Source organism: Azospirillum terrae (assembly GCF_053470425.1).
In genome coordinates this window covers 76,591-102,213 of record NZ_JBPXMR010000010.1, presented here as the reverse complement: position 1 = coordinate 102,213, position 25,623 = coordinate 76,591, and the positions used below count along the sequence as shown (strand labels likewise).

The window sequence follows — 25,623 nt, the reverse complement described above, 5'->3', positions numbered from 1 at the left end:
GCCGTAAAAATGGTAGTGTCAACTTACAGCGCCGATTTCACAAGGCCCCGAGTCGCGGAGACTGCGCTCCATCGTCGGGGCGACCATCAGCAGGAACAACGTTTGATGACCCGTATGGATCGTCCTCACCGATTCGGGTAAGCTCTTCGAGGCCGTGCCGAGTCGTTCCGATTCGCGTGCCGACAAGACAGACTGTCCACAGCGGCGGCGTTTTTTCCCGCGTAATCTGGTGCGGGATCTGCGTATTCTAGTGGGCGCGACTCGGGTTTCCCCGCGTAGTCTGGTGGCACATACTAATAGTTAGAATCAACTAATACCTACTAGGTTTCTCCACAAGAATACGAGTTGACGGTCGCCGTCAACAGAACCAGATTGCTGCTGGATCGTTCAGCTTGCGTAACGGTCGGGAGACAGCCATGGCCGAAATTCACCAGCTCATCATCCAGCACGGTCGCGACCGTGCCCGCGAACTCGTGCCGCGCGAACAGCGCCCGTTGGTCGACGCCGCTGCCGCGGTGCTCGCCGATGAATCGCGGGCGATGGGCATCACCTACAGTGGCTTCTGCTTGACCGCCTTGCCGCACAAGCGTTTGGCCGACGATCAGACGTGGCGCCGTGACGGCCACCGGGTGACGCTCGTGGTGCAGCCGGGTGTTCTGCTGCTCAGCGGCAAGGAGAAGATGTACGGCGTGCCGTATGGCTCGCGGGCCCGGCTGATCCTCCTGTATTTGCAGACGAAGGCGCTCCAGTCCAACAGCCGCGAGGTCGAACTGGGCGGCTCCATGCGCGACTGGATGAGCCGTATGAACGTCTCCACCGGCGGCCAGTCGTACCGCGACGTGAAGGAGCAGTGCAACCGGCTGTCCGCCTGCCATCTGACCTTCTTCTGGGACGATCTGGAAACCAAGGGCCGCGGCGGCAGCAAGTTCGCCAAAGATTCCATCGTCGTCGGCGGCCTGACCTTCACGGCGGACGACGACCGCCAGGGCACGCTGTGGGAAGAGCGCGTGCTGCTCTCCGAAAGCTTCTTCAAGTCGCTGCGCGAGCATCCGGTGCCGGTCCTGGAGTCGGCGATCCGCGAGATCTCGTCCAAGTCCATGGCGATCGACGTCTATATTTGGCTGGCCTATCGCCTGCATTCGCTGAACGAGGCCACGCGGATCTCCTGGCAGTCGCTGTACGCGCAATTCGGCGCCGGCTACGACGAGCTTCGGCACTTCAAGACCCGCTTCCCGGAGACGCTGCGCGTGGCGCTGAACGTCTATCCGGAGGCTAGGGTGGAGGTGGGCCGCGAAGGGCTGACGATGCACCCGTCCCTGCCGCCGGTGGCGTCGGATCGCCGCCAGGCCGCGCTGATCGGCATGTAAGGCCGGTTTCCACCAGATTACGCGCCAAAAACGCTTTAGAATCAGCAGCTTCCACAAAATTACGCACGGCGGCCTTGGGCACCCACCCAAGCCGCCGTTGCCGTTCCGGGGCACGCGCTGTCTGGTGGAAACGACCAAAAACGACTCAGGATCAAGGGCATCCACAAGACTACGCATCGGCAGGAGGCGACGCGGCGGCCGGGCAGGGCTCCACAAGATTACGCGGTGCCACAAGATTACGAATCGAGGAGGCGTTCCGGCGCCCATACAGCGGGCAAAAGGGTCGCTTTTCGGCTGCTCCAGGCCCGGTTCCGCAGAACCCGTCCGACTCGGCCTCCACAACATTACGCAGCCCGCCTCTGCCGCCTGGAGGGTGCCACAAGAATACGTATTCCTTCCGTTGGGCGGGGGTTGGGGGATCGCATCGGCAGGGCCATTGTTACAAAATGATGGTCCCGCATTCCCCAACCCTCGTCCTGATCGACATACTGGGAGCTGTGGCCCTGCTGCTGTGGGGATTGCGGCTGGTGCGGACCGGCGTGTTCCGCGCCTTCGGCGCTGGGTTGCGGCGCTGGGTGGGGCACGGGACACGCAATCGGGTCGTCGCCTTCCTCGCCGGCTTTGGAGTGACGCTCGGCCTGCAAAGCAGCACGGCGACGGCTCTGATGGCCTCGGCCATGGCTGGGCAGCGGCTGATGACCACCGCCATGGCGCTTGCCGTCATGCTTGGCGCCGACATCGGCACCAGCGTGGTGGCGGGGCTGCTGTCGCTGGACGTGCGCTGGCTGTCGCCGGTGCTGGTGCTGCTGGGCTCGGCGCTGTTCGCGGTGGGCGAGGGCCGCCGGCCGCGCCGCGCCGTGGGCCGGACCTTCGTCGGGCTCGGCCTCGTGCTGCTGGCGTTGCGCCTGCTGGCCGAGGCCACGGTGCCGGTGCGCGAGTCCGAGTTGATCCATGCGCTACTGACCGGTTTGGCGGGAGAGCCGGCGTTCGCGTTGATTGTCGCGGCGGGATTGACGGCGCTGCTGCACTCCAGTCTGGCGGTGGTGCTGTTGATCGCCTCGCTGGCCGGCGGCGGGTTGCTGGATCTGCCGGGCGCCGCGGCCATGGTGCTGGGCGCCAACCTCGGCGGGGCAGTGCCACCGCTGCTGGCGACGGCGCGCGACGCACCGGAAGCGCGGCGGGTGCCGCTCGGCAACCTCATCATGCGGGCGGTCACGGCGCTGGCGGCTCTGCCGTTCGTAACGATTCTGGCGGGAGCGGCCGACGCCCACGCGACGGTGCTGCTGCACGCCGGCTTCAACATAGCGCTGGCAGCGCTGTTTCTGCCCCTGGTGGAGCCGGTGGCCCGCCTGACCGTGCACGCCTTCCCCGACCGTCCGCCGGGCGAAGACGCGGCGCGGCCAAGGCACTTGGACGAATCCGTGCTGGAGGCGCCGACGGTGGCGATCGCCTGCGCGGTGCGCGAGACGTTGCGCCTGGGCGATCTGGTGGAAGGGATGCTCTGCCGCACGCTGGAGGTGCTGCGCCACGACGACGAGCGCCTGATCGCGGAGGTGAGCCGCACCGACGACGCGGTGGACGCGCTGCACACGGCGATCAAGCTCTACCTCGTCAAGCTCGGCCGCGGGCAACTGGAGGAGGAGGACAGCCGGCGCGTCGGCGAGATCATGGCCTTCGCCATCAACCTCGAACACATCGGCGACATCGTCGACAAGAGCTTGGTGGAGATGGCGGCCAAGAAGATCCGCCTCGGCCTGCGTTTTCCGGCTGAGGATTTCCAGGCCATCGAGGCGCTGCACCTGCGCACGGTGAGCAATCTGCGCACGGCGCTGGGGATCTTCATCTCCGAGGACCGGCGGCTGGCCCGCCAGCTGATCGCCGAGAAGGATGCCATCCGCACGCTCGAACGCGCCTCGGCCGAGGGCCACCTGATGCGCGTGCGCGAGGGGCGCACAAAGAGCATCGAGACCAGCGCGCTGACCCTCGACCTGCTGCGCGACTTGAAGCGCATCAACGCGCACGCCGCGTCGGTTGCCTACCCGATCCTGAAGCGGACCGGCGAACTGAGCGAAACCCGGCTGAAGGGCGCCGGGCTGCGGCCGGTGCAAAAGGACGCGTGATGCCACCTCACCAGCCCAGCAACACTTGGGCGACGCCGCCGAGCAGGCGGCGGGAGTCCTCGAACAGAGTCGCCATCTGGAGCGTTACCACGAACGCGGCGGAGTAGAGCAGGCCGGGTTGCGCGCTCTGCAGTCGGGTCAGCCAGATGGGCAAGGCGGCCGGCAGCGGCATGCGCAACACCACCGCCATCACCGCCACGCCGACCACGGCCCCGGCGAGGATGTCGGTGGGGAAGTGCAGGCCCAGATAGACCCGCGGCAGGCAGATCACCACCAGGGTCCACACATACGCCGCCGCACCCACCCGGCGGCTGCTCCACCACACCGCGGTGGACAGGGCGAAGAACAGCACGGCGTGGTCGCTGGGAAACGAACTCCAGCCATCCAGCGCGGCGATCTTGACGTCGGTCGTCACGTTGAAGCCGACGCTGGGATCGTGCACGGGGCGCAGGCGCAGCGGCAACTCGTTCTGCATCAGCCGTCCCACGATGATGGCGAGCAGGGCGCCGCCGATGGTGCGGACCGCATAAAGGTCGGCGCCGATCAGAGTGCCGGTGCGCCGCGACCAGCACCACCACAGACACGCCAACAGCACGCCCCCCTTCAGCGAGTGGCTCTGCGCCACGACGTAGATGGCCTTGTCGAACGTCACGCTGTGGTAGGCGAAGCCGTTCAGGAAGTGGATGATCGCCAGATCGAAAGACATGAAGACGCCCCCTTCCGTTCATCGCCGCCCCCGGTGCAACACGGGGCGACGGCGGAGAGGGGGACGGGGGGATGGGCGTACTTCGCCAAGGCGACCTCGCCCGTGGCGCGCCATCCCCCGATGCGTCTACCGGCTGTTCGTAATCTTGAGCGCCAGCGGCGGCGGGTTGGCCAGCGTCTGATAGACGACGCAATAGCGCTCGGTCAGCTTGGTCAGCGCGTCGATGCGCTCCTGCGGTTCGTCGGTGTCCAGATCGAAGCGCAGGCGAATCTCGCGGAAGCCGACCGGCGCGTCCTTCGCCACGCCCAGCGTGCCGCGGAAGTCCAGGTCGCCCTCGGCCGAGACGCTGCCGCCGCGCAAATCGAAGGCCAGCGCCGTGGCGACCGCCTTCAGCGTGACACCGGCGCAGGCCACCAGCGCCTCCAGCAGCATGTCGCCCGAGCACGCCTGGGTGCCGGGGCCGCCGGTCGCCGGGTGCAGGCCGGCCTCGACCAGCGCGCGTCCGGTGTCCACCTTGCAGGCGATGCCTTCGCCGTCGAGATCGCCGCGAGCCTTCAGAGTGACCACAGCGGAGTTGGGGTCTTGCTTGTACTGGTCCTTGAGCGGCGCTTGCAGCGCGCGCAGCGCGTCGGCATCCATGCCGTTTTCCTCCGTTTGGTTTTGCGTACTGTAACGGTGGGGCCGGGCGGGCGTCTATGCGACGTCGCATGAAAATATTTCGCCTTGCGCGCCCCCGCGCTCCGGTTGCTTAATGGACGAAATACCGCGAAAGACGGGAGGGGAGGGCATGAAGAGGCGCAGCTTCCTGACGGCGGCAGGGACCGGGCTGGGCGCCGCGGCGCTGGCCGCACCGGCGCTCGCGCAGGGCTTGCCTCAGATCGAATGGCGGCTCGCCTCCAGCTATCCCCGAAGCCTCGACACCGTTTACGGCGCCATCGAACTGATGGCCGAGCGCGTTGGCGAGGTGACCGGCGGCCGCTTCCGCATCCAACCGTTCGCGGCCGGCGAGATCGTGCCGGCGTTGCAGGTGCTGGACGCCGTGCAGGACGGCACGGTTGCCTGCGGGCAGTCGGCCGCCTCCTTCTACATCGGCAAGGACCCGACCTTCTGCTTCGACACCGGCATGCCGTTCGGGCTCAACACCCGTCAGCAGATGGCGTGGATGACGCACGGCGGCGGGCGGGAGCTGATGCGCGCCTTCTACCGTGACTTCAACGTCATGGCGCTCCCCGCCGGCAACACCGGGGCCCAGATGGGCGGCTGGTTCCGCAAGGAGATCCGCACGGTCGCCGACCTGCGCGGCGTCAGGATGCGGGTGGCGGGCCTTGCCGGGCTGATCCTCTCCAGGCTCGGCCTGGAGCCGCAGCAGATCGGCGGCGCCGACATCACTCCGGCGCTGGAGCGCGGCGCCATCGACGCGGCGGAGTGGGTCGGCCCCTACGACGACGAGAAGCTCGGCATCCACAAGGTGGCGAAATACTACTACTACCCCGGCTGGTGGGAGGGCGCGGCGCAGATCCCGCTGTTCGTCAACCTCCATGCCTGGGAGGCGCTGCCGCGGGCGTATCAGGTGGCGCTGGAGCAGGCCTGCGCCGAGGCCAACAGTTGGATGCTGACCAAGTATGACGCGCTGAACGCTGCGGCGCTGCGACGGCTGGTGGCGGCCGGCGCGGTGCTGAAGCCGTTCCCGCGTGAGGTGATGGAGGCCTGCTACGAGGTGGCCTTCGATCTGTATGACGAGATTGCCGACGGAAATCCGCGCTTCCAGCGCGTGTATGAGGCGTGGAAGGCGTTCCGCGACGAGGAATATCTGTGGTTCAGCGTCGCCGAGAACAGTTTCGACAGCTTCGTCTACGGCGCGGCGGCCCGGCGCAAGGCGTGATAAGGGGCGACTCGGGCGGTGGCCGGGGCAGGGCATGGCGGGCGGGTGATCGGTGGGGCGCATGATGGGGGCGGCGGACGGACCGCTGAATGGGCAAAGCGGCGCTCACACGGCGGTCATGAGCGAATTTTCTGCACAGTCGCGCAGCAATTCGCTCATTAGCATGGTGATCTACGCAACAGCTTGTCGAATTTCTTAAACACGTGGTACGGTCGCGTCCTGGTTTGAGAGCTCACGGCGCGCAGCGCACGGGACCCACGGGGAGGACAAGGACCGATGGACGGCGGCATGGTGGAAGCGACAAAAGAAACGCTGGTTCGCTTCACAGGCGTTCAGAAGACCTACGATGGCGAACACCTCGTGGTGAAGAACCTCGACCTCGACATCAAGCGGGGTGAGTTCGTGACGCTGCTCGGGCCGTCCGGCTCGGGCAAGACGACGACGCTGATGATGCTCGCCGGGTTCGAGATCCCGACGCACGGCGAGATCGTGCTGGACGGGCGTCCCATCAAGAACGTGCCGCCGCACAAGCGCGACATCGGCATGGTGTTCCAGAACTACGCGCTGTTCCCGCACATGACGGTGGAGGAGAACCTCGCCTTCCCGCTGTCGGTGCGCAAGACGCCGAAGGGCGAAATCAAGGAGCGGGTGGCGCGAGCGCTCTCCATGATCAAGCTGGAGAATCTGGCGACGCGCCGTCCCGGTCAGCTGTCCGGCGGCCAGCAGCAGCGCGTGGCGCTGGCGCGCGCGCTGGTGTTCAGCCCGACGCTGGTCCTGATGGATGAGCCGCTGGGGGCCCTGGACAAGCGCCTGCGCGAGCACATGCAGTTGGAGATCAAGCAGATCCACCAGAATACGGGGATCACCGTGGTCTACGTCACCCACGACCAGGGCGAGGCGTTGACCATGTCGGACCGCATCGCCGTGTTCAACGACGGCGTCATCCAGCAGATCGACAAGCCCGATTCGCTGTACGAGCGCCCGGTCAACAGCTTCGTCGCCAACTTCATCGGCGAGAACAACATGCTGCACGGCACTGTTGAAAATCTCGAACAGGGGTTCTGCTCCGTGCGCCTCGCCACCGGCGAACGGGTGATGGCGACGGCGGTCGGGGTCGACCGCGCCGGCCAAGCCACCTCGGTCTCGGTGCGGCCGGAGCGGGTGAGCATCCTCAAGGGCAGCGAGGGGGCGGGGCAGCCCAACCACCTGCCGGCCCGCGTGCAGAACACGATCTACCTGGGCGACCACGCGCTGACCGTGCTGACGGTCGCCGACAACGAGGAATTCATGGTGAAGCTCAGCGGCGGCAGCCACGCCGGGCTCACGGCCGGCCTGCCGGTCACCATCGCCTTCCGCGCCGAGGACTGCCGAGCCCTCGATCGGGCATAGGTCGCCGGACATCAGCCTTCACCGTCTTTCAACCAAGCATAGAAGAGGAACAGGGAAGATGCGCAGCATGTGGAAGTCCTTTGGATTTGTGGCGACGCTCACCGCCGGTGTGGCGCTGGCTTCGGCCGCCAACGCCCGCGACCTGACCGTGGTGTCCTGGGGCGGCGCCTATCAGGACGCCCAGAAAAAGGTCTATTTCGAGCCGTTCAAGAAGGCGACCGGCGTCCCCATGAACGACGAGTCGTGGGACGGCGGCATCGGCGTGCTGCGCGCCAAGGTGCAGGGCGGCAACGCCACCTGGGACGTGGTGCAGGTCGAGAGCGAGGAACTGGCGCTCGGCTGCGACGAGGGGCTGTTCCAGCCGATCGAATACGCGAAGATCGGCGGCGAGCAGCAGTACCTGCCGGAGACCGTCAACCCCTGCGGCGTCGGCGCCATCGTCTATGACTTCGTGCTCGGCTACGACAAGGACAAGCTGAAGACCGCGCCGAAGGGCTGGGCCGACTTCTTCGACACCACGAAGTATCCGGGCAAGCGCGGCCTGCGCCAGGGCCCGAAGACCACGCTGGAAATCGCGCTGATGGCCGATGGCGTGGCGCCGAAGGACGTCTATCAGGTGCTCGGCACCGAGGCGGGCATCGAGCGCGCCTTCAAGAAGCTCGACGCCATCAAGAACGACATCGTCTGGTGGAAGGCCGGCGCCCAGCCGCCGCAGCTGCTGGCTTCGGGCGAAGTGGCGATGACCTCGGTCTACAACGGCCGCATCGACGCCGCCAACAAGGCCGAGAAGAAGAACTTCGGCATGGTGTGGAACGGCGCGCTGTTCACCATCGACAGCTGGGTGATCCTGAAGGGCAGCCCGAACACCGAGGCGGCGTACAAGTTCCTGAACTTCGTCGGCCAGGCCGAGAACCAGGCCAAGCTGCCGCAGTACATCGCCTACGGCACGTCCAACAAGAACGCCACGGCGAAGATGGACAAGGCGATGCTGGCCGATCTGCCGACCGCGCCGCAGAACATGGCGAACGCGATCGAGATCAACACCAACTTCTGGCTGGAGAACATCGACCGTCTGACCGAACGCTTCAACAAGTGGGCGGCGAAGTAAGGGTCTAACCCTCTCCCCTCCGGGGAGAGGGTGACGCCGAAGGCGTCGGGTGAGGGGGATGTCGGGGGACGCTGAACGTCCGCTGTGCGCAACCCCCTCACCCCAACCCTCTCCCCAGAGGGGAGAGGGAGCAACGACAGGAGTTTTTTCATGGCCGCATTCGTCGCCGGGGCGGATATCCCATTGAAGCGCCGGCTCCGCCGGTCGGAGCGGGCGCGGCAGTTCAAGGCGCTTGGGCTGGTGCTGCCGCTGCTGGTTTTCCTGCTGTTCACTTTCCTCGTGCCCATTGGCGGCATGCTGTGGCACAGCGTCGAGGACCGGGAAGTCGGGCGCACCCTGCCGCGCACGGCCGAGGCCGTCGCGTCCTGGGACGGCAAGGAACTGCCGGCCGAGCCGGTGTACGCCGCTCTGGCCTCCGACATCCGCCAAGCCACCGCGGACCGCACGCTGGCGGTGGCGGGCAAGCGGCTCAACTACGTGTCCAACGGCTTCCGCACGCTGCTCGCCAAGACCGGGCGGGCGCTGAAGGAACAGCCCGCTGCGGGTGAGGCTAAGGCGACGCTGGTCGGCATCGACCCGGCCTGGGGCGAGCGCGTCACCTGGGCGGCCATCAAGAGTGCGCGCGGGCCGGTCACTGACTATTACCTGCTGGCGGCGCTCGACCTGCAACGCAATCTGGACGGCTCCATCGTCCACGCGCCGGAGGAGCAGTCCATCTACCAGGGCATCTTCCTGCGCACCTTCGGCATCGGCCTGGGCGTCACGCTGACCTGCTTGGTTCTGGGGTTCCCGGTCGCCTATCTGCTGGCGACGCTGCCGCCGAAGCAGTCGAACATGCTGATGATCTTCGTGCTGCTGCCGTTCTGGACGTCGCTGCTGGTGCGCACCTGCGCCTGGATCGTGCTGCTCCAGGACCAGGGATTGATCAACGAGGGCCTGCGCTGGCTGGGCATCGTCGACCACCCCGTGCGGCTGATCTTCAACCGCATCGGCGTCTTCGTCGCCATGACGCACGTGCTGCTGCCCTTCATGATACTGCCGCTGTACAGCGTCATGAAGGCGATCTCGCCGGCCTACATGCGGGCGGCGTCCAGTCTGGGCGCACCGCCGGTCGTGGCGTTCGTTCGCATCTACCTGCCGCAGACGCTGCCGGGAATCGGGGCGGGCAGCCTGTTGGTCTTCATCCTGGCCATCGGCTACTACATCACGCCGGCCCTGGTCGGCGGTGCCAGCGACCAGATGATCAGCTACTTCATCGCCTTCTACACCACCGAGACGGTCAACTGGGGCCTCGCCTCGGCGCTGGGCGCGGTGCTGCTGTCCGCCACGCTGGTGCTGGCCGTGGTCTACGGCAAGCTGGTGCATGGGCAGGCGACGACGGGAGGACTCAAGAATTGAGCGAAAATCACGCCCCCCGCACGCTCAGCCAAAAGCTGGGTTGGAACGGCACCATCGTCGCCGCGACGCTGGTGTTCGTCTTCCTGATGGCGCCGATCCTCGCCATCGTGCCGCTGTCCTTCAGCTCCTCCACCTATCTGACGTATCCGCTGCCCGGCCTGTCCATGCGCTGGTACACCGACCTGTTCGCGTCGGACAAGTGGATGCTGTCGCTGAAGAACAGCTTCATCATCGGCATCGCCTCGACCGTGCTGTCCATGGTGTTCGGCACCCTGGCGGCGCTGGGGCTGGCGCAGTGGAAAAGCCGCTGGAAGCCGCTGGTGATGGCGGTCGTGCTGTCGCCGATGGTCGTGCCGGTGATCATCACCGCCGTGGGCACCTACTTCTTCTTCGCACCGCTGGGGCTGACCGGCAGCTATGCCGGCCTGATCCTGGCGCACACGGCGCTGGCGACACCCTTCGTGGTCATCACCGTCAGCGCGACGCTGCAGAGCTTCGACACCAACCTGTCGCGCGCCGCCGCGTCCCTGGGGGCGCCGCCGGTTCTGACCTTCTTCAAGGTGGTGCTGCCGCTGATCCTGCCGGGCGTGGCGTCGGGCGCGCTGTTCGCCTTCGCCACGTCTTTCGACGAGGTGGTGATGGTGCTGTTCCTCGCCGGGCCGGAGCAGCGCACCCTGCCGCGCGAGATGTTCGCCGGCATCCGTGAGAACATCAGCCCGACCATCACCGCCGCAGCGGTGATCCTGACCATCTTCTCGGTGGCGCTGCTGAGCTGTCTGGAATGGCTGCGCCGCCGCGGGGAGAAGCTGAAACTCACGGTGCAGTGAAAGGGGAGGGCGCGTTGATCCTCATCGGTCAATACGATTCCCCCTTCGTGCGCCGTGTCGGCATCGCGCTTCGCCTGTACGGCTTGGCCTTTGAGCATCGTCCGTGGTCGGTGTTCGCCGACGCCGAGCAGGTCGCGCGCTACAACCCGTTGCGGCGGGTGCCGACGCTTGTCCTCGACGACGGCGAAGCCCTGATCGAGAGCGCGGCGATCCTCGACCATCTGGACGAAGTGGCCGGCCCGTCGAAGGCGTTGATCGCGGCCGACGGACCGGACCGCCGCCGGGCGCTGAAAGTCTGCGCGCTGGCGACGGGCTTGGCCGACAAGGCGGTCAGCCTCTTCTACGAGCGAGCGCTGCATCAAGAGACGTCGCAGACCTGGACGGAGCGCTGCACGGCGCAGATCTCCAGCGTTCTCGATGCCCTGGAGGCTGACCGTGCCGCGCGGTCCCGGCCTTTCTGGTTCGGCGACGCCATCGGTCACGCCGACATCGCCGTGGCCTGCGCTCTTCGCTTCACGCGGGATGCGCATCCCGGCATCGTCCAGGAGACGCACTGGCCGGCTCTGGCGGCGCACGCCACTCGCTGTGAAGCCCTGGAGCCGTTCCGGGAGATCGCGCAGCCCTTTGCTCCGCCGAACTGAGGCGTTGACGGGGCAGGAGCGCGCTCCCTGCTTTCGCACTGTTGACTTGGACCATTCGGCGGTCCAATTTTTCTGTCAGTGCGATGGAGAGTTACGGGGGTGACGTGAACGTATCGGTCACCGAGGCAAAGGCTCAACTCACCGAACTGGTTCGCCGCGCGGAAGCCGGTGAAGAGGTGACGTTGACGCGGTATGGCCGCGGCATTGTGCGGTTGGTTCCCGTAGCGGCACACCCCTCTGCGACGGAGCGTCGGGCGCTCATGGAGGAGATCCGTGCGGCTGGCCGTGCGAAGGCGGTGCCTGGGCCCAATGCAGCGCGCAGCCAGGACTTTTTGTACGACGAGTCGGGCCTGCCGTCGTGATGGTGGTCGATACGTCGGCACTGATGGCCATCATTCTCGATGAGCCGGAGGCGGAGGAGTGCATGGCGTGTCTGGAGGCCGCCGAGACGCTGGTAATGTCGGCCGGAACGTTGGCCGAGGCACTGATCGTTGCGGAACGGTGCAACGTGCGGGCGGAAATGGAGCGCTTGGTGTCGGGGCTCGGCCTCGACATCGTGACCGTAACGCTGGCGGCCGCGCGGCAGGTAGCCGATGCCTATGCCCGCTGGGGCAAGGGAGTTCATCCGGCTTCCCTGAATTATGGCGACTGTTTCGCCTATGCGCTGGCGCACGAACGGAACATCCCGCTTCTGTATGTCGGCGACGACTTTTCCCGCACCGACGTTGGAACGGCGCTTCTCGGATAGACAGCAAAAAGGCCACGCCCTGCGGCGTGGCCTCGGTGCCGTTCGATTCGGCGTCGCGTTACGCGACGGCGAGCACGTCCAGGCAGACGTTGGCCGGCTCGGACAGGTGGATGCGGTAGAGCGCGCCCAGCTGGTCGACGGTGACGCTGGACTGCGGAGTCTTGGTGGTCAGGTCGGTGATCGCGGCGCGCACATTGCGCGGCAACGTCTCGATCTCGACCTCACGGTACGAGCCCTTGTCCGACAGCTTAACGATGACCTTGGCCATTTCGGCGCCTTGCACATACGGTTGTTACACTGCGGCGGACCCTGCGCCGACATTGCTAACAAGAGCTTAACCGCAAAGTCATATGAGAAATCACAGATACGGCGGCGTGCAGGCGCTGACGATCTCGCATTCCTCGTCGCCCAGGTTGCGGAAACGGTGCGGGATGCGGCTGTCGAACAGGTAGGCGTCGCCGGGACCAAGGATTTCCTTGCGCTCGCCGACCGTCAGCTCGATCTTCCCGCGGACGACGATGCCGCCCTCCTCGGACTCGTGCTGGAGCATGCTGCGCCCGGTGTCGGCGCCCGGCGCATAGCGCTCATGCAGCACTTGCAGGTTCCGGCCGCGCAGGTCGCCGACCTGTCGGAACGACACCTGACCGACCTTCCCCTTCACCAGCATGCTGGACAGTTCGACCAGCTCGTCCTTCTTGAAGAAGATCTGCTCCTGCGGCGGCAGATCGTCGGTGGAGAAGAACTCCGCCAGTGTCATCGGAACGCCTTGCAGCACCTTGCGCATCGAGGAAATCGACGGGCTGCACCGGTTCTGCTCGATCAGAGAAATGGTGCCGTTGGTCACGCCGGCCCGTTGCGCAAGCTGACGCTGGGACAGGCCTTGCGCTTCACGCACTTGCTTCAGGCGTGCGCCGACATCGAAATCCATGGGCCGGCTCCCGGCTTCTTTGCAACTCTCCAGGGAATGGCATAGCGGAATCGGCGGGGCGCGTCACGGGAATCTCGACACCCCGAGTGGGGTTGTTTAAATTCTTAAACACTGGTACCTTCCTCCCGTACCCAAAACCACCGATGCGGTCCGTCCCATGCTTGCCCTGAAAGACGCGTCCCTGCTGCGCACCCAGGCCTACGTCAACGGCGCCTGGATCGACGGGTTCGCCCGCAAGACCTTCCCCGTGACCAACCCGGCGACCGGGGCCGAACTGGCGCAGGTCGCCGACCTCGGCGCCGAGGAGACTCGGGCTGCGATCGCCGCTGCCGCCGACGCCTGGCCGGCGTGGCGCGCCAAGACCGCCAAGGAGCGCGCGGTGATCCTGCGCCGCTGGTTCGAACTGATCATGGCGAATCAGGAAGATCTGGCCGTCCTGATGACCGCCGAGCAGGGCAAGCCGCTGACCGAAGCGCGCGGAGAGGTCGCCTACGGCGCCTCCTTCATCGAGTGGTTCGCCGAAGAGGGCAAGCGCGTCTACGGCGACGTCATCCCGACGCACAAGCACGGCACGCGCCTCGTCGTGCTGAAGGAGCCGATCGGCGTCGTGGCCGCCATCACGCCGTGGAACTTCCCGTCGGCGATGATCACCCGCAAGGTCGCCCCGGCGCTGGCCGCCGGCTGCCCGGTGGTGATCAAGCCGGCCGAGGACACCCCGCTGTCCGCCCTGGCGCTGGCCGTGCTGGCCGAGCGCGCCGGGCTGCCGGCCGGCATCTTCAACATCGTCACCGGCTCCGACCCCGTCGCCATCGGCGGTGAGCTGACCGGGTCGCCGCTGGTGCGCAAGCTGTCGTTCACCGGCTCGACCGAGGTCGGCAAGATCCTCATGCGGCAGTCGGCCGACACCGTGAAGAAGGTGTCGCTGGAGCTGGGCGGCAACGCGCCGTTCATCGTCTTCGACGACGCCGACCTGGACGCGGCGGTGGCCGGCGCCATGGCGTCGAAGTACCGCAACTCCGGCCAGACCTGCGTGTGCGCCAACCGCCTGCTGGTGCAGAGCAGCGTCTACGACGCCTTCGCCGAGAAGCTCGCCGCGGCGGTGCGCAAAATCAACGTCGGCAACGGCCTGGAGGCCGGCACCACCCAGGGTCCGATGATCAACGCCGCCGGTGTGGCGAAGGTCGAGGAACTGCTGGGCGACGCGCTCGCCAAGGGTGCCAAGGTCGTCACCGGCGGCAAGCGGCATGCGGCGGGTGAGCTGTTCTTCGAACCGACCGTGCTGACCGGCATCACCACGGACATGCGAGTCGCCCGCGAAGAGATCTTCGGGCCGGTGGCGCCGCTGTTCCGTTTCGAGACGGAAGCCGACGCCATCCGCATGGCGAACGACACCGAGTTCGGTCTGGCCGCCTACTTCTTCAGCCGCGACATCGGCCGCGTCTGGCGGGTGGCGGAGGCGCTGGAGTACGGCATCGTCGGCATCAACGAAGGCATCATCTCCAACGAGGTGGCGCCGTTCGGCGGCATCAAGGAAAGCGGCATCGGCCGCGAAGGCTCCAAGTACGGGATCGAGGACTTCCTCGAGATCAAGTACCTGTGCATGGGCCTGTGAGAGCAAGACACGAGGGGAAGAGCATCATGTCGAACCAGTCGCTTCACGCCCGTCGTGACGCCTCCGTTGCGCGGGGCATCTCGGCGATGTTGCCGGTCTACATCGAGCGCGCCGAGAACGCCGAGATGTGGGACGTCGAAGGCCGTCGCTTCATCGACTTCGCCGGCGGCATCGCCGTGCTGAACACCGGCCACCGCCACCCGAAGGTGGTGGACGCCGTGAAGAAGCAGTTGGATTCCTTCACGCACACCTGCGTCATGGTCACGCCGTACGAGTCCTTCGTGGATCTCGCCGAGCGGCTGAACACCATCACGCCGGGCACGCACGCCAAGAAGACCGCCTTCTTCACCACCGGCGCCGAGGCGGTCGAGAACGCCGTCAAGGTGGCGCGCGCCTACACCGGCCGTCCGGCGGTGATCGCCTTTGCCGGCGGCTTCCACGGCCGCACGCTGATGGCGATGGCGCTGACCGGCAAGGTGGCGCCGTACAAGACCGGCTTCGGGCCATTCCCCAGCGACGTCTACCACGTGCCGTTCCCCAACGCGTACCGCGGCGTCTCGGTGGCCGACAGCCTGAAGGCGCTCGACAGCCTGTTCAAGACGGACGTCGAGCCGAGCCGCGTCGCCGCCATCTTCATCGAGCCCGTGCAGGGCGAGGGCGGCTTCAACGTGGCCCCGCCGGAGCTGCTGGCCGAGCTGCGCCGGATCTGCGACCAGCATGGCATTCTGCTCGTGGTGGACGAGATCCAGACCGGCTTCGCCCGCACCGGCAAGATGTTCGCCGTCGAGCACTCCGGCGTCATCCCCGACCTGATGACCATGGCGAAGAGCCTGGCCGGCGGCTTCCCGCTGTCGGCTCTGACCGGCCGCGCCGAGATGATGGACGCGCCGGTGGTCGGCGGCCTGGGCGGCACCTACGCCGCCAACCCGCTGTCGACCACGGCGGCGCTGGCCGTCCTCGACGTCATCGAGGAGGAGAAGCTGGTGGAACGCGCCCAGGTGCTGGGCAAGCGCATCACCGACCGCTTCGAGGCGATGGCGAAGCGCAACACGCTGAACGTCATCGGCGACGTGCGCGGCGTTGGCGCCATGGTGGCGTTCGAGTTGGTCAAGGACCGCACCACCAAGGAGCCGGCGCCCGAGCTGACCAAGGCGCTGGTGAACAAGGCGGCGGAGAAGGGGCTGGTGCTGCTGTCCTGCGGCAACTACGGCAACGTCATCCGCATCCTGGTCCCGCTCACCGCGTCGGACGCGGTGGTGGACGAGGGCTTGGGCATCATCGAGTCGGCGCTCGAAGAATTGGTCGCCGTGTAAGCAGGCCTCACCCGCCGGTCCCGATCTCCGGGGCCGGCGGCCCTGCCGCCCTCTCCTTTTTGCAGGGAAGAGTCTCCCGCGTGGTGGTGTATGTCCCCATAGGCGGAGGAGGCCGAAATGGGGCGGACACTTCGATGCGGCGTGCTGGCGCTGGCACTTGCGGCAGCGGCGATGGGCAAGGCGCAGGCTGGCGATTGCTGGCTGCTTGCCGGAGACGAATTGAACCAGGCTCGTCAACAGGGGGCGTGCCGGGACACCTTCGCACGGGACCCAAGGGGCGCCGGTGCACAGACGGCGGAGGTGGCGATTGCGCCCCCTGCCAAGCGCCCTCATGGCCACGCCGCCAAGGTGAAGAAGCCCTCGCCGGACACCACGGTTTTCCCATCCTGGAATTCCCCCAGGGAGCCGGAGTCGCTCCAGACCGTCGAAGCCAGGGTCCTCGAGAGCGAGACGAACGCCGTTCAAACTCCAGCCCCGACTCCGGCGGACCCCGTTGCGGACCCCGTCGCCGACTTTGTGTCCGGCCTTCGGCAAGATTTCGATTACTTCGTGTATGACCTCAGGCGCGACTTTGGAGCTTTCCGGAGGATGGTCGAAGGGGCGGTTGCGCCCCGGCGGAGCACCGAATGACGAACGGGACCAATTCACGCGCCGGCCGCATCAGACCAACCTTCGCCGGACGAGCCATACGCCGACCGCGATGGTGGCCGCCGCCATGCCGCCCAAAAGCACCATGGAGCGTGTGCCGGTCGGGGTGAGACCACCGGCCTCCCATGCCGCGCGGACCGTCTCCAGATCCTGCTGAAGAGAGGGAAACGGAAGCATGGCAAGGTCAGTGCTGGGGATCGATCCCAGGATGCGCCGAAAATCCGGTTTCGCGGCCCAGCGGCTGTCCAGCGGTAGGCGATGGGCGAGCCGATCGACCTCGCCGTTTTCGGTGAAGTACTCAGGGTCGAGCGTCAGGGGGAACAGGGTCGTTTCCCCCTGCATGCGCAGCTCGATCATGGCGTTGACGTCGTTGCAGACGCCCAGCGCATAATAGCCCCCGAACGGAAGGTCGGGGTGGCGCCGTTTGATCGCCTCGTAGGCACGCACGATGCTGCCGGCAAGGCGGGTCACCTCCAAGGCTTCCTGTCCCCGGTAACGGTGCGCCACCTTGCCCATGACCCAGGCCTGGTCGCGCGTCACGCTCGGCCGGAACACGGCCTCCCCGTCGATCCCGAAATAGAAGGACAGATCGGCGTTGACCAGGGGGCCACGAACGATGAACTCATGCTGGGAATGGCTTACCGGGACCAACAGGGGCCGATCGGTTCCGGGGACCGGAAGTCCGGTGTCGATCCAGAACGGCGTGAGCACGTCGCGTCCGTGATAGATCAGATCGCCGAAGTTGGCGAAGTACCGGGAGTCCCGGACCTCCACGTCGTGACCGTTCACCGCCAGCGCTTCCAGCAGGGCGCTCGGCGTGTCCAGGGATCGGCCGCCGAGGACGATCCGATAGCGCCGCTCGCCGTCCGCTGCATTCAAGGAGAGGCGGTTCAGCACCTCGGCAAGGCGCACGCCATCGGCATAGTGTTTGGCCAGCGCCGGATCGATCCGGTCGCCGATTTCCAATCCGAATCCCGCCGGGCGCAGATAGGCATCCGCTGCCGGAGCCGTGCCGGCTGCCGGAATGCCGAGTTCATCGTCAACGGGCACCTTGGCCTCTCTGGGCTGCGGTGGGGGGCTGTCCCCGGACTGGCTCAGCGTCGCCGCTGCCAGCCGGACGGACCGGCCCATTCCCCGTATGGTCAAACCCGGAAACCGATCCAGAGCCTCGAAGTCCTTGCCGAGGATCAGTTCACGCAGACGCCTGATTTCGTCCGGCCCCAGAATGCCGCCCGCTTTCGGGTTGCGCCCCATGCGCGTGTATACAGCCGCCACGAAGTCCGGGTTTTGGGACAGTTCGGTCACGACTTGCGACAAGGGCAATCCCGGCGGATCATCCGCCCTCACAGGCCTGGAGCACAGCAGCAGGCCGGCCAGGACGACGACCGGAAGCAACGCGGCGTGTCGCAGGCCGGCCCTCATCGCGACCGGCTCGCGACGCGCGGAGCGCTGGTGCGAAGCGTTCCGCAGTCCTGGCGCTTCGTACAGGACTCCGCCCAGTGCAGCAGAAGGATGCGCCGCACTTCCTCGATGGTGTGCGGATCGGACTGTGTGGAATGGCCGGAGCGAACGACGTACTCGGACTCGACGCCCTCGATATGAGCGCTCTTGTATTCGACGACGCCGTCATCGCCGGTCTCGACGGGGCCGTCGCCTTTCACGGCGATGATCGAGTGCGCCTTGACGCCTGGGGCGATGGGCGTACCCGCCAGGGTCCGAACCAGCAAGCTGCCGGGCGTCATGCCGTAGATGCTGCCGAATCCCGCTTGTCCGGCCATGGCGGCGCTCGCGTTGCCCTGCTTTCCGATGTCCGCCATCCCCTTCAGGATGTTTCCCGGCAGCCGCACCAGACTTCCGACAAACTGGCTGATCCGATTGCCGGCGACATAGCTGCCGCCGTGGGGCGTGGCGATGAAGATCAAACGCTTGACCGAGGGCACCGGCTTCACGAAGAGGGCGCGTGTCAGCAGGTCGCGGCTCTCCGGGGCGAGGTCCATCTGTTCGGGCGGCTTCTGGAATGCCGCGTTCCAGAACCGGTCGCCGGAATCGACCGCCGCCATCTTGGTCAGGAGCCCGCCCTGGCTGTGCCCGATGACGACCATCTCATGCAGCGACGGATCGCGTCCGGACGGATCCAGGGCGGACACCGCCTGCTGCAAGGCATCGCGCAGCAGCAGCGCGGAATAGGGGACGGGATTGCCCGTCTCGTAGCTGAAGAACCAGAATTGGAAATGGTCCCGGATGCGCGGGTCGCTCTCCAGGTCGTTCAGCATCTCGGCCCAGCGCACCGGGCTGGACGCCGTCCCATGGACGAAGACGACAGGAATGCGGCCGGACCGATACGGTTCCAGCGCAACCAGACGGGACGGCACCTTCTGGTCCAGCATGCCGCCACGCAGGAAGCCGCCGAATTCGAACTCCCAGACCGGCAACCCGCTCAGCATGTAGGCGAGCGTGGACGTGCCCTCCACCTCCAGCGGAACCTGCTGATGGTCGATCAGCACCGTTTCGGTATCGGACGACGGATACAGTTCGAGTTGCCCCCGAACGAGGCTGCCCGCAAGCTGGCGCCGGGGGGCCTGGATGCGCAGCAGGGCGGTGACCGGCGTCTTGACGCGCGGCGCGACCTGAAATCCTTTGACCTGAGTGCCTTGCGTGGTGCCGGCCGCCATGGGCGCGCCGATTCCGGGCTGACGGTAGTTGGCGTCGAGGCCTTGAACCGCCACCTCCGCGACCGGGAAGAAGTCGGTCAACTGGCGCCCGCCCCACGCCAGTTCGCGAGGGTCGAAGCCGATGTCGAGCCGGCCGAAGGGCAGCTCATAGCTGGCCGCCTGGATGGCCATGCCCTTCCCGTCCGCGGAGGCCAATCCTGAGGTCAGGCCGCGGTTGTACAGGTCGGTCGCGAGCCGGAAGCGGGGATCGTAAGGGCTGGGTGGCCGGTCCGCGCCATCGGGAAACAGGAAGGTGTAGGCGTAAATGGCTGAGGCCAGATAATAGGGGCGCGCCCCTTTGTTCTCGGCGAGCAGGAACGACATCTCCGCGAGGGCGAAGACCTCATCGGCAGAGCCACGTCCCTCGGCCACCACCTTATGGAGGTCGGCGATGGCGTACTCGGGCTGCTCCAGGAAACGGTTCTCCAGAGACCATCGCCGCAGCACGTTGTGGGCTGGGTCGCTGAGCGTGTGCGCCGAAAGGACGTTGCGGGTGAGCTGCTGATGGACCGTGCCATGGTCCACGCGCTCGACGCTGATTGGGGTCGCGCAACCGCCGACGAGGAGAACCCCGGCGAGCAAAATCGCACCCACGACGCGTCTTCGGAAGGTTGCCTGCATCATCTCGATGCCTCCCTGGACGGCAGCATGATGAACCATTGGCCCTTGGATTAGCATCGATCAATCACGCCCTGCGATGAAGGCGCGAGAGTACAGTCATTAATCAAAATAAAATTTACAAGCAGGATATGATGCAAGGGCATCAATTTGCCGTTCAGCATAATTTCTTGCAAAGAGCCAAATCATTGTGGCGGCGTTGTCATTCACCATAGCGGATTTTGGAATGCAACTCACCGTAATATACGGTAACGTCCTCAATTATGTTTCTGTATCATTTAAAATCTTAAAAATTGCCGCTTTCCTTGGCCGAACGTGCCCCTCGGCGGCGAACCGCGTCGCAAATGGTCGTCGGTACGCACCGCCACTCTCTGAGCGTCGGGGTGGTAAAGACGGTCAGATCGCGCAAGTTGGCTCCTTCATCCTTCTGTGCGGTCACGGATGTGGATTGCCTGAACCAACACTTCGAAAATGACCGCTGTTGACCAGCCGAACAGCAACACACCGTTCATGGCTGTCATCGGCCCGAGAAGGAGCCAGCGCTTATTGGGCACGATGTCTCCGTAGCCAAGCGTCGTGTAATTGACGAAAGCGAAGTACAGGACATTGGCTTTCGGAGGAGCGACATCCAGCATCGAATAGATGAGCGACCATGTGATCACCTCGGCGACATGCGCGACCAGCAGGATTCCGACGATCACGACCATCACGACGGCAAGCCACACTTGGGGATTCCGGTGTCGCCACGTCGACGCGACGCGGGCGGCGCCGAGGACGGCGGTCATCAGAACGGCGTGAATGGCAATGTTGCCGAGGCTGACGATGCCACCGAGAAGGAGCTGTCGCAGCATGGTCCCCTTTCTACGAGGAGGCGGCCAAAAGCAGGCAAAGCACGGCCGCGATGATGAAACACGACTCCAGCGATTGAGGACGACCGAACCGGCACGCTGTTGCGGTTCCTCGTCCAAACTGGCTACGGTATCCTCAGGACCGCTGCCGCCCAGCAACCCGTCCGGCAACGATGCCTTCATCCTCTTGGCGTTGCTTCCGTTGGCCACCCCGGCACCTTTTCGGACACGGACGCTGGAGCGAAGGGCCAATTGACGGAGCTGTTCCCGCCCATTCAGGATGCTGTGTTGAGTGCGCCCTCGAAGGGCCGCGTCCGTGATCGCCTGCGGGGAATGGACGGCGATGCGGGGAGGAGATTCGGCGTTGATGACGCGCATCCAATTCAAGTCACGGACCGCATTCCGGTCGGGCGTTGTTGCCAAGCTCGCCGCACTCGCGGCCGCGGGCTTTTTGTCGAATGCTCCCCAGGCGGAAGCCCAGGAGATGGAGCCCCGCGCCTTCTCGGTGTCCCCGGTCGGCACCAACTTCCTGATCGGCGGCTATGCACGGACGACCGGCAGCGTGTCGACCGATCCATCGCTTCCGATTTCCAACGTTCAGGCCACCATCACCAGCGGCGTTCTCGGCTATCAGCGGAGCATGGCCTTGGCCGGGCGTGCGGCCAGCGCGGCGTTGGTGGTGCCGTATGTCAACGGCGACGTCAGCGGAGACCTCGAAGATCAGAGCCGGCAGGTTTCCCGGACCGGACTGGGCGACGTCAGGATTCGTCTTGCCACCAACCTGCTCGGCGGCCCGGCGCTCACACCGGCGGAGTTCGCGCAACGCGCCCCGACCACCACGCTTGGTGCGAGCCTCACCATCGTGGCGCCGACCGGCCAGTACAACCCGTCCAACCTGATCAACATCAGCTCCCACCGCTGGGCGTTCAAGCCCGAGATCGGGCTGTCGCAACCGATCGGAAAATGGTTCGCGGACGCCTCCGCAGGGGTGTGGCTGTTCACCGACAACACCAATTTCTTCCGGGGCAACGTGCGCAGCCAAGACCCGATTTGGACGTTCGAGTTGCACGGTGGGTACAACTTCCGTCCGGGCCTGTGGCTGGCGGTCGATGGGACCTACTACACCGGCGGTGAGACGAGCGTGAACGGCACCGGCAAGCGCGACCTGCAAGGCAATTCGCGATACGGCCTGACCTTCTCCGTTCCGGTCCTCGAAGGCGTTTCCGTCAAGCTGGCTTGGTCGAAATCACTGATCACTCGGGTTGGCGGGAACTTCCAGACCGTCGGACTGACCCTCCAATATCGCTGGTTCGATCCTTGAGAGTCATGTCAGGAAGCCCACGATGACCGAACCCCAGACCGTCAGCAGGATCTGGCCGATGGCGTAGGGCACCGTGTAGCCGAGCACGGCGACCGGGCTGCCGCAGCGGTCCTGCAAGGCGGCCAGCGACGGGGTTGAGGTCTGCGCCCCGGCGACCGCGCCCAGGGCGATCAGCGGGCTGAGCCCGAGGACGTAGCGCCCGACAAGGGTTCCGACGAACAGCGGCGCCAGGGTGCAGACGGCCCCCCCCAGCACGACGGCGACACCGTATTCGAGCAGCGCCGCGATGAAGTGCGGACCGGCCTGCATGCCGACCATGCCGACGAAGGCGGCCAGCCCGGCGACCCGCATCAGGTCGAGCGCGGCCGGCGGCACTTGGCCGAAACTGGGGTGGCGGGAATGCAGCCAGCCGACGATCACCCCGGCCAGCAGGGCGCCGACGCTGGTGCCGAGGCCGATGTGCAGGGAGCCCAGGACCAGTTGCGGCAGGCCGGCGACGGCGCCCAGCACGATGGCGAGGCCCACGGCGGTCATGTCGGTGTTCAGGGTCTCCTTATCGATGCGGCCGAGCTTGGCGCCGGCGCGCATCACGTCGGGCTCGCCGCCGACGATCTCGAACTGGTCACCGCGGTTGACCCGCGTTTCCGGCAGCAGCGGGATCGTCTGTCTTAGCCGCACCATCCGGCGCACGAAGACGCCGCGGGTGTCGGGGGATTCGCTCAGCTCCTGGATCGTCTTGCCCTCCGCCCAGGCGCTGGTCACCGTGAGGCGGGCCATGATGACGGGAAAGTCCAGCACCTCCGGATCGTCGGTCTCGCGGCCGAGGGTGGGGCCGACCACCATGACCGAGGCCCGCCGGCCGCTTAGTGTCAGCACGTCGCCTTCCGCGACCGCGGTGTCTGGGTTGGCATCGATGATGCTGTCGCCGCGCCGGATGCGGTTGATCATGACGCGTCCGGGCGCCGTCCTCTCCAGATCGGACACGGTCCGCCCGGCAAACTCGGGGTGGTCGAGCCGGAAAGCGCGGGCGATGAAGGTGGTGTAGGCGCTCAGCAGGCCCGGTGGCTTGGTCTTGACGCCCAGCTCCGCCTCCAGCCGTTGCGCCTCTTGGTGCGGGTCGATGCCGAGCAGGCGCGGGCCGAGCTGGCTGACGTACAGGATGGCGCCCAGGGTGCCGAACAGGTAGGTCAGCGCGTCGCCGATCGCCACGCGCGCCGACATCACCTGCCGTTCCGCCTCCGTCAGGGGCAGGGTCTTGATCGCCTCCACCGCGGCGCCCATCGCCGACGACTGGGTGAGGCTGCCGGTCAGGAGCCCCGCCGCCATGCCCGGATCCAGACGGAGCAGCCTGGAGAGCGCGATCGTCACGCCGAGCGCCACGACGCACTGGATCACGGTCAGAGCCAGGGCCTTCAATCCGTCGCCGCGCAACGACTGGAAGAACTGCGGCCCCACCGCGTAGCCGTTGCCGAAGAGGAACAGCAGGAACAGAAGCGAGCGCGCGGTGTCCGACACCGGGATGTTGAACTGCCCGATCAGCAGGCCGGCGAACAGCGCCCCGGTGACCGGCCCGAGGGTGATCAGCCCGAGCCGGAAGGTTCCGATCCAGTAGCCAAGCCCCAGCACCAGGAAGACAGCGAGTTCAGGATGGTGACGCAGCAGGTTGCCGATCCAGTCCATGGTGTCCTCCTGGCGCGGGTGGTTCTCAGTTGGCCAACATCATCGCGAAATAGCCGAGCACCGTCAGAAGGATGCCGGAGATGGCGTAGCCGACCGGGAAGCCGATCCAGGGGACGGAGCTGTCGATCTCCTTGGCGGCCTCGCGGGCCGGGCCGGAGTGGCTGCGCGCGCCGGCCACGCCGCCCATCAGCACCGCCGGATTGATCTTGAAGACGTGATAGCCCAGCGCCCACACCACGAAGGGCGGCACCGTGCAGGCGACGAAGCCGATCAGAAAGATCTTCAGCGCGATGGCGCCGGTCAGCTGCGACAGCAGCGAGGCCCCGGCGTTGACGCCGACGATGGCGACGAACACCACCAGCCCCATGTCCTCCAGCACGTTGCGGGCGGCGTTGGGTGTGTGGCCGAAGAAGCGCAGCCGCGACACCACCGAGGAAACGATGACGCCGGACACCAGCAGCCCGCCGGCGTTGCCCAGACCGACCTTCGCGCCGAACGCCGGGAACTGGATCAGCCCAATCAGGAAGCCCAGGATCATGCCGCCGGACAGGGTCAGCAGGTCGGTGGCCGTGCTGAGGCGGGCGACCCGGCCCATCATGTTGGCGGCGCGCTCCACGGCGGCCTTCAGCCCGACCACCTTCAGCACGTCGAGGCGTTGCAGCTTGGTGTCGGTGCCGATGGGGATCGGCACGCCGCCTCGCTCGATGCCGCCCAACTGGATCTGCCCGGCCAGTTCGGTCTGGCGGAAGTCGATCAGGCGCTTGCCCTCCATCTCCTTGCGGGTCACCAGGATCTCGGCCTGATCGAGCGGGATGTTCAGCGCTTCGGTGTCGGCGACCTCAGGACCGATCACGCCCATGTGCACGGTCAGATCCTCCAGGCGGCCGCCCAGTGCGACCACGTCGCCGCGCTCCAGCGCCAATTCGGCGGAGGCGCCCAGGGAATGGCCGGCGCGCTGGACGTTGCCGATGCGGTACATCGGGTACTTGCTGCGGAACTCGGCGATGGTGTGGCCGATCGCCTCGGCTCCCTCGACGCGGTAGGCGCGCAGGCCGAAGGGCCGGTAGCCGGTCAGGCCGGTGTCGTCCACGTTCTGCACGCCGTGGCTCCGCTCGTACTCGGCGGCGGCGGCCTTGGCGTCCACGCCCCACCAGCGCGGCAGGTACTTGCAGATCAGGATGATGCCGACGGTGCCCCAGATGTAGGTGATGCCGTAGGAGAGCGCGATCATGGCGCTGACCTGCTCGGGCGTGGTGCCATCCGGCAGTTTGAGGACGCCAGAGGTCACCGCCTGCTCGGCCGAACCGATGGCCGCCGACATGGTCTGTGATCCGGCCAGCATGCCGCCCGCGGCCCCCGTCGGCAGATCGAACAGGCGGGCGCCGCCGACGACGATCGCCAGTCCGACAAAGCAGGAGACGAAGGCGAGGACGACGAACTTCAGCCCGTCGCCCTTCAGGCTGTTGATGAAGCTGGGGCCGACCCGCAGGCCGACCCCGTACATGAACAGGTAGTAGAAGAGCGACTTCGCCCATTCGTTGAGCTGAAGCTTAACGCCATAGACCGAAGCCCAGATGGAGAGACCGGCTCCGACCACGATGGCCGCGGCGACCATGCCCAGCCCGTATCCCTTGATGCTGAGCCGCCCGATGCCGACCGCGGCGCCGACCGTGAAGAACAGCAGGATAAACGGGTTGGCCTGAAGGAATTGGAAGAACGCGTCCATCACGCACCTCTTTTCCATCCGGGGTACAGGGC

General features: G+C 66.3%; 22 protein-coding genes. 13 read left to right on the top strand and 9 right to left on the bottom strand.

Annotated features, from left to right (window positions below; all coding sequences use genetic code 11):
- The first annotated feature begins 416 nt into the window (after positions 1-416).
- The gene (locus tag ACSVDD_RS22255) at positions 417-1,367 is read left to right on the top strand and encodes a replication protein RepA (protein ID WP_448191588.1); all 951 of its coding nucleotides are present in this window, start codon (positions 417-419) and stop codon (positions 1,365-1,367) included.
- Positions 1,368-1,813: 446 nt separating this feature from the next.
- Positions 1,814-3,487, top strand: coding sequence for a Na/Pi cotransporter family protein (locus tag ACSVDD_RS22250; protein ID WP_448191587.1), 1,674 nt, complete (start codon positions 1,814-1,816; stop codon positions 3,485-3,487).
- Positions 3,488-3,494: 7 nt separating this feature from the next.
- Here ACSVDD_RS22250 and ACSVDD_RS22245 read toward each other — a convergent pair whose 3' ends face one another.
- Together ACSVDD_RS22245 and ACSVDD_RS22240 are read right to left on the bottom strand one after the other, a co-directional pair.
- Complete coding sequence (locus tag ACSVDD_RS22245; RefSeq protein ID WP_448191586.1) at positions 3,495-4,193, bottom strand: phosphatase PAP2 family protein; 699 nt, start codon at positions 4,191-4,193, stop codon at positions 3,495-3,497.
- A gap of 126 nt (positions 4,194-4,319) precedes the next feature.
- Complete coding sequence (locus ACSVDD_RS22240) at positions 4,320-4,832, bottom strand: OsmC family protein (protein WP_448191585.1); 513 nt, start codon at positions 4,830-4,832, stop codon at positions 4,320-4,322.
- A 148-nt stretch (positions 4,833-4,980) separates the two neighbouring features.
- Here ACSVDD_RS22240 and ACSVDD_RS22235 point away from each other — a divergent pair, with 148 nt between their 5' ends.
- The 8 genes from ACSVDD_RS22235 to ACSVDD_RS22200 all read left to right on the top strand — a co-directional run bounded on the left by ACSVDD_RS22235 (position 4,981) and on the right by ACSVDD_RS22200 (position 12,186).
- Complete coding sequence (locus tag ACSVDD_RS22235; protein ID WP_448191584.1) at positions 4,981-6,075, top strand: TRAP transporter substrate-binding protein; 1,095 nt, start codon at positions 4,981-4,983, stop codon at positions 6,073-6,075.
- A 276-nt stretch (positions 6,076-6,351) separates the two neighbouring features.
- Positions 6,352-7,464, top strand: coding sequence for an ABC transporter ATP-binding protein (locus ACSVDD_RS22230; RefSeq protein ID WP_448191583.1), 1,113 nt, complete (start codon positions 6,352-6,354; stop codon positions 7,462-7,464).
- A 67-nt stretch (positions 7,465-7,531) separates the two neighbouring features.
- Positions 7,532-8,572 (top strand): ABC transporter substrate-binding protein, encoded by a 1,041-nt coding sequence (locus ACSVDD_RS22225; RefSeq protein WP_448191657.1) that lies wholly within the window; start codon positions 7,532-7,534, stop codon positions 8,570-8,572.
- Between the two features lie 150 nt (positions 8,573-8,722).
- Entirely contained in the window at positions 8,723-9,970 is a 1,248-nt protein-coding gene (locus tag ACSVDD_RS22220; protein WP_448191582.1) for an ABC transporter permease, read from the top strand.
- Positions 9,967-10,797: an ABC transporter permease gene (locus tag ACSVDD_RS22215; protein WP_448191581.1), complete on the top strand. Its 831-nt coding sequence runs from the start codon at positions 9,967-9,969 to the stop codon at positions 10,795-10,797. The genes ACSVDD_RS22220 and ACSVDD_RS22215 overlap by 4 nt, the downstream gene beginning before the upstream one ends.
- A gap of 14 nt (positions 10,798-10,811) precedes the next feature.
- Positions 10,812-11,438 carry a glutathione S-transferase family protein gene (locus ACSVDD_RS22210; protein WP_448191580.1) on the top strand — a complete coding sequence of 209 codons (627 nt, stop codon included), beginning with the start codon at positions 10,812-10,814 and terminating at the stop codon, positions 11,436-11,438.
- A 104-nt stretch (positions 11,439-11,542) separates the two neighbouring features.
- Positions 11,543-11,800 (top strand): type II toxin-antitoxin system Phd/YefM family antitoxin, encoded by a 258-nt coding sequence (locus ACSVDD_RS22205; RefSeq protein WP_448191579.1) that lies wholly within the window; start codon positions 11,543-11,545, stop codon positions 11,798-11,800.
- On the top strand, positions 11,800-12,186 hold the full coding sequence (locus ACSVDD_RS22200; RefSeq protein ID WP_448191656.1) for a type II toxin-antitoxin system VapC family toxin: 387 nt from the start codon (positions 11,800-11,802) through the stop codon (positions 12,184-12,186). The genes ACSVDD_RS22205 and ACSVDD_RS22200 overlap by 1 nt, the downstream gene beginning before the upstream one ends.
- A gap of 58 nt (positions 12,187-12,244) precedes the next feature.
- On the opposite strand, the gene ACSVDD_RS22195 is transcribed toward ACSVDD_RS22200, so the two are convergent.
- Together ACSVDD_RS22195 and ACSVDD_RS22190 are read right to left on the bottom strand one after the other, a co-directional pair.
- On the bottom strand, positions 12,245-12,454 hold the full coding sequence (locus ACSVDD_RS22195; protein WP_448191578.1) for a hypothetical protein: 210 nt from the start codon (positions 12,452-12,454) through the stop codon (positions 12,245-12,247).
- Between the two features lie 90 nt (positions 12,455-12,544).
- The gene (locus ACSVDD_RS22190; protein ID WP_448191577.1) at positions 12,545-13,114 is read right to left on the bottom strand and encodes a cupin domain-containing protein; all 570 of its coding nucleotides are present in this window, start codon (positions 13,112-13,114) and stop codon (positions 12,545-12,547) included.
- Between the two features lie 157 nt (positions 13,115-13,271).
- Here ACSVDD_RS22190 and ACSVDD_RS22185 point away from each other — a divergent pair, with 157 nt between their 5' ends.
- Together ACSVDD_RS22185 and gabT are read left to right on the top strand one after the other, a co-directional pair.
- A complete protein-coding gene (locus ACSVDD_RS22185; RefSeq protein ID WP_448191576.1) occupies positions 13,272-14,726 on the top strand; it encodes an NAD-dependent succinate-semialdehyde dehydrogenase in 1,455 nt (484 codons plus the stop codon).
- 26 nt (positions 14,727-14,752) lie between these two features.
- Positions 14,753-16,039, top strand: coding sequence for a 4-aminobutyrate--2-oxoglutarate transaminase (gene gabT / locus ACSVDD_RS22180; protein ID WP_448191575.1), 1,287 nt, complete (start codon positions 14,753-14,755; stop codon positions 16,037-16,039).
- Positions 16,040-16,699: 660 nt separating this feature from the next.
- On the opposite strand, the gene ACSVDD_RS22175 is transcribed toward gabT, so the two are convergent.
- The 3 genes from ACSVDD_RS22175 to ACSVDD_RS22165 all read right to left on the bottom strand — a co-directional run bounded on the left by ACSVDD_RS22175 (position 16,700) and on the right by ACSVDD_RS22165 (position 21,242).
- On the bottom strand, positions 16,700-18,109 hold the full coding sequence (locus ACSVDD_RS22175) for a hypothetical protein (protein WP_448191574.1): 1,410 nt from the start codon (positions 18,107-18,109) through the stop codon (positions 16,700-16,702).
- Positions 18,106-20,022 carry an esterase/lipase family protein gene (locus ACSVDD_RS22170; RefSeq protein ID WP_448191573.1) on the bottom strand — a complete coding sequence of 639 codons (1,917 nt, stop codon included), beginning with the start codon at positions 20,020-20,022 and terminating at the stop codon, positions 18,106-18,108. Before ACSVDD_RS22170 ends, ACSVDD_RS22175 begins: the two co-directional genes overlap by 4 nt.
- A 413-nt stretch (positions 20,023-20,435) precedes the next feature.
- Positions 20,436-21,242 (bottom strand): potassium channel family protein, encoded by an 807-nt coding sequence (locus ACSVDD_RS22165; protein WP_448191572.1) that lies wholly within the window; start codon positions 21,240-21,242, stop codon positions 20,436-20,438.
- Between ACSVDD_RS22165 and ACSVDD_RS22160 the strand changes: the two genes are divergently transcribed.
- Positions 21,232-22,185 carry a transporter gene (locus tag ACSVDD_RS22160; protein WP_448191655.1) on the top strand — a complete coding sequence of 318 codons (954 nt, stop codon included), beginning with the start codon at positions 21,232-21,234 and terminating at the stop codon, positions 22,183-22,185. The genes ACSVDD_RS22165 and ACSVDD_RS22160 overlap by 11 nt on opposite strands.
- Positions 22,186-22,188: 3 nt before the next feature.
- Here ACSVDD_RS22160 and aspT read toward each other — a convergent pair whose 3' ends face one another.
- Together aspT and ACSVDD_RS22150 are read right to left on the bottom strand one after the other, a co-directional pair.
- Complete coding sequence (aspT, locus tag ACSVDD_RS22155; RefSeq protein ID WP_448191571.1) at positions 22,189-23,865, bottom strand: aspartate-alanine antiporter; 1,677 nt, start codon at positions 23,863-23,865, stop codon at positions 22,189-22,191.
- Between the two features lie 25 nt (positions 23,866-23,890).
- The gene (locus ACSVDD_RS22150; protein WP_448191570.1) at positions 23,891-25,591 is read right to left on the bottom strand and encodes an aspartate:alanine exchanger family transporter; all 1,701 of its coding nucleotides are present in this window, start codon (positions 25,589-25,591) and stop codon (positions 23,891-23,893) included.
- Positions 25,592-25,623 lie beyond the last annotated feature (32 nt).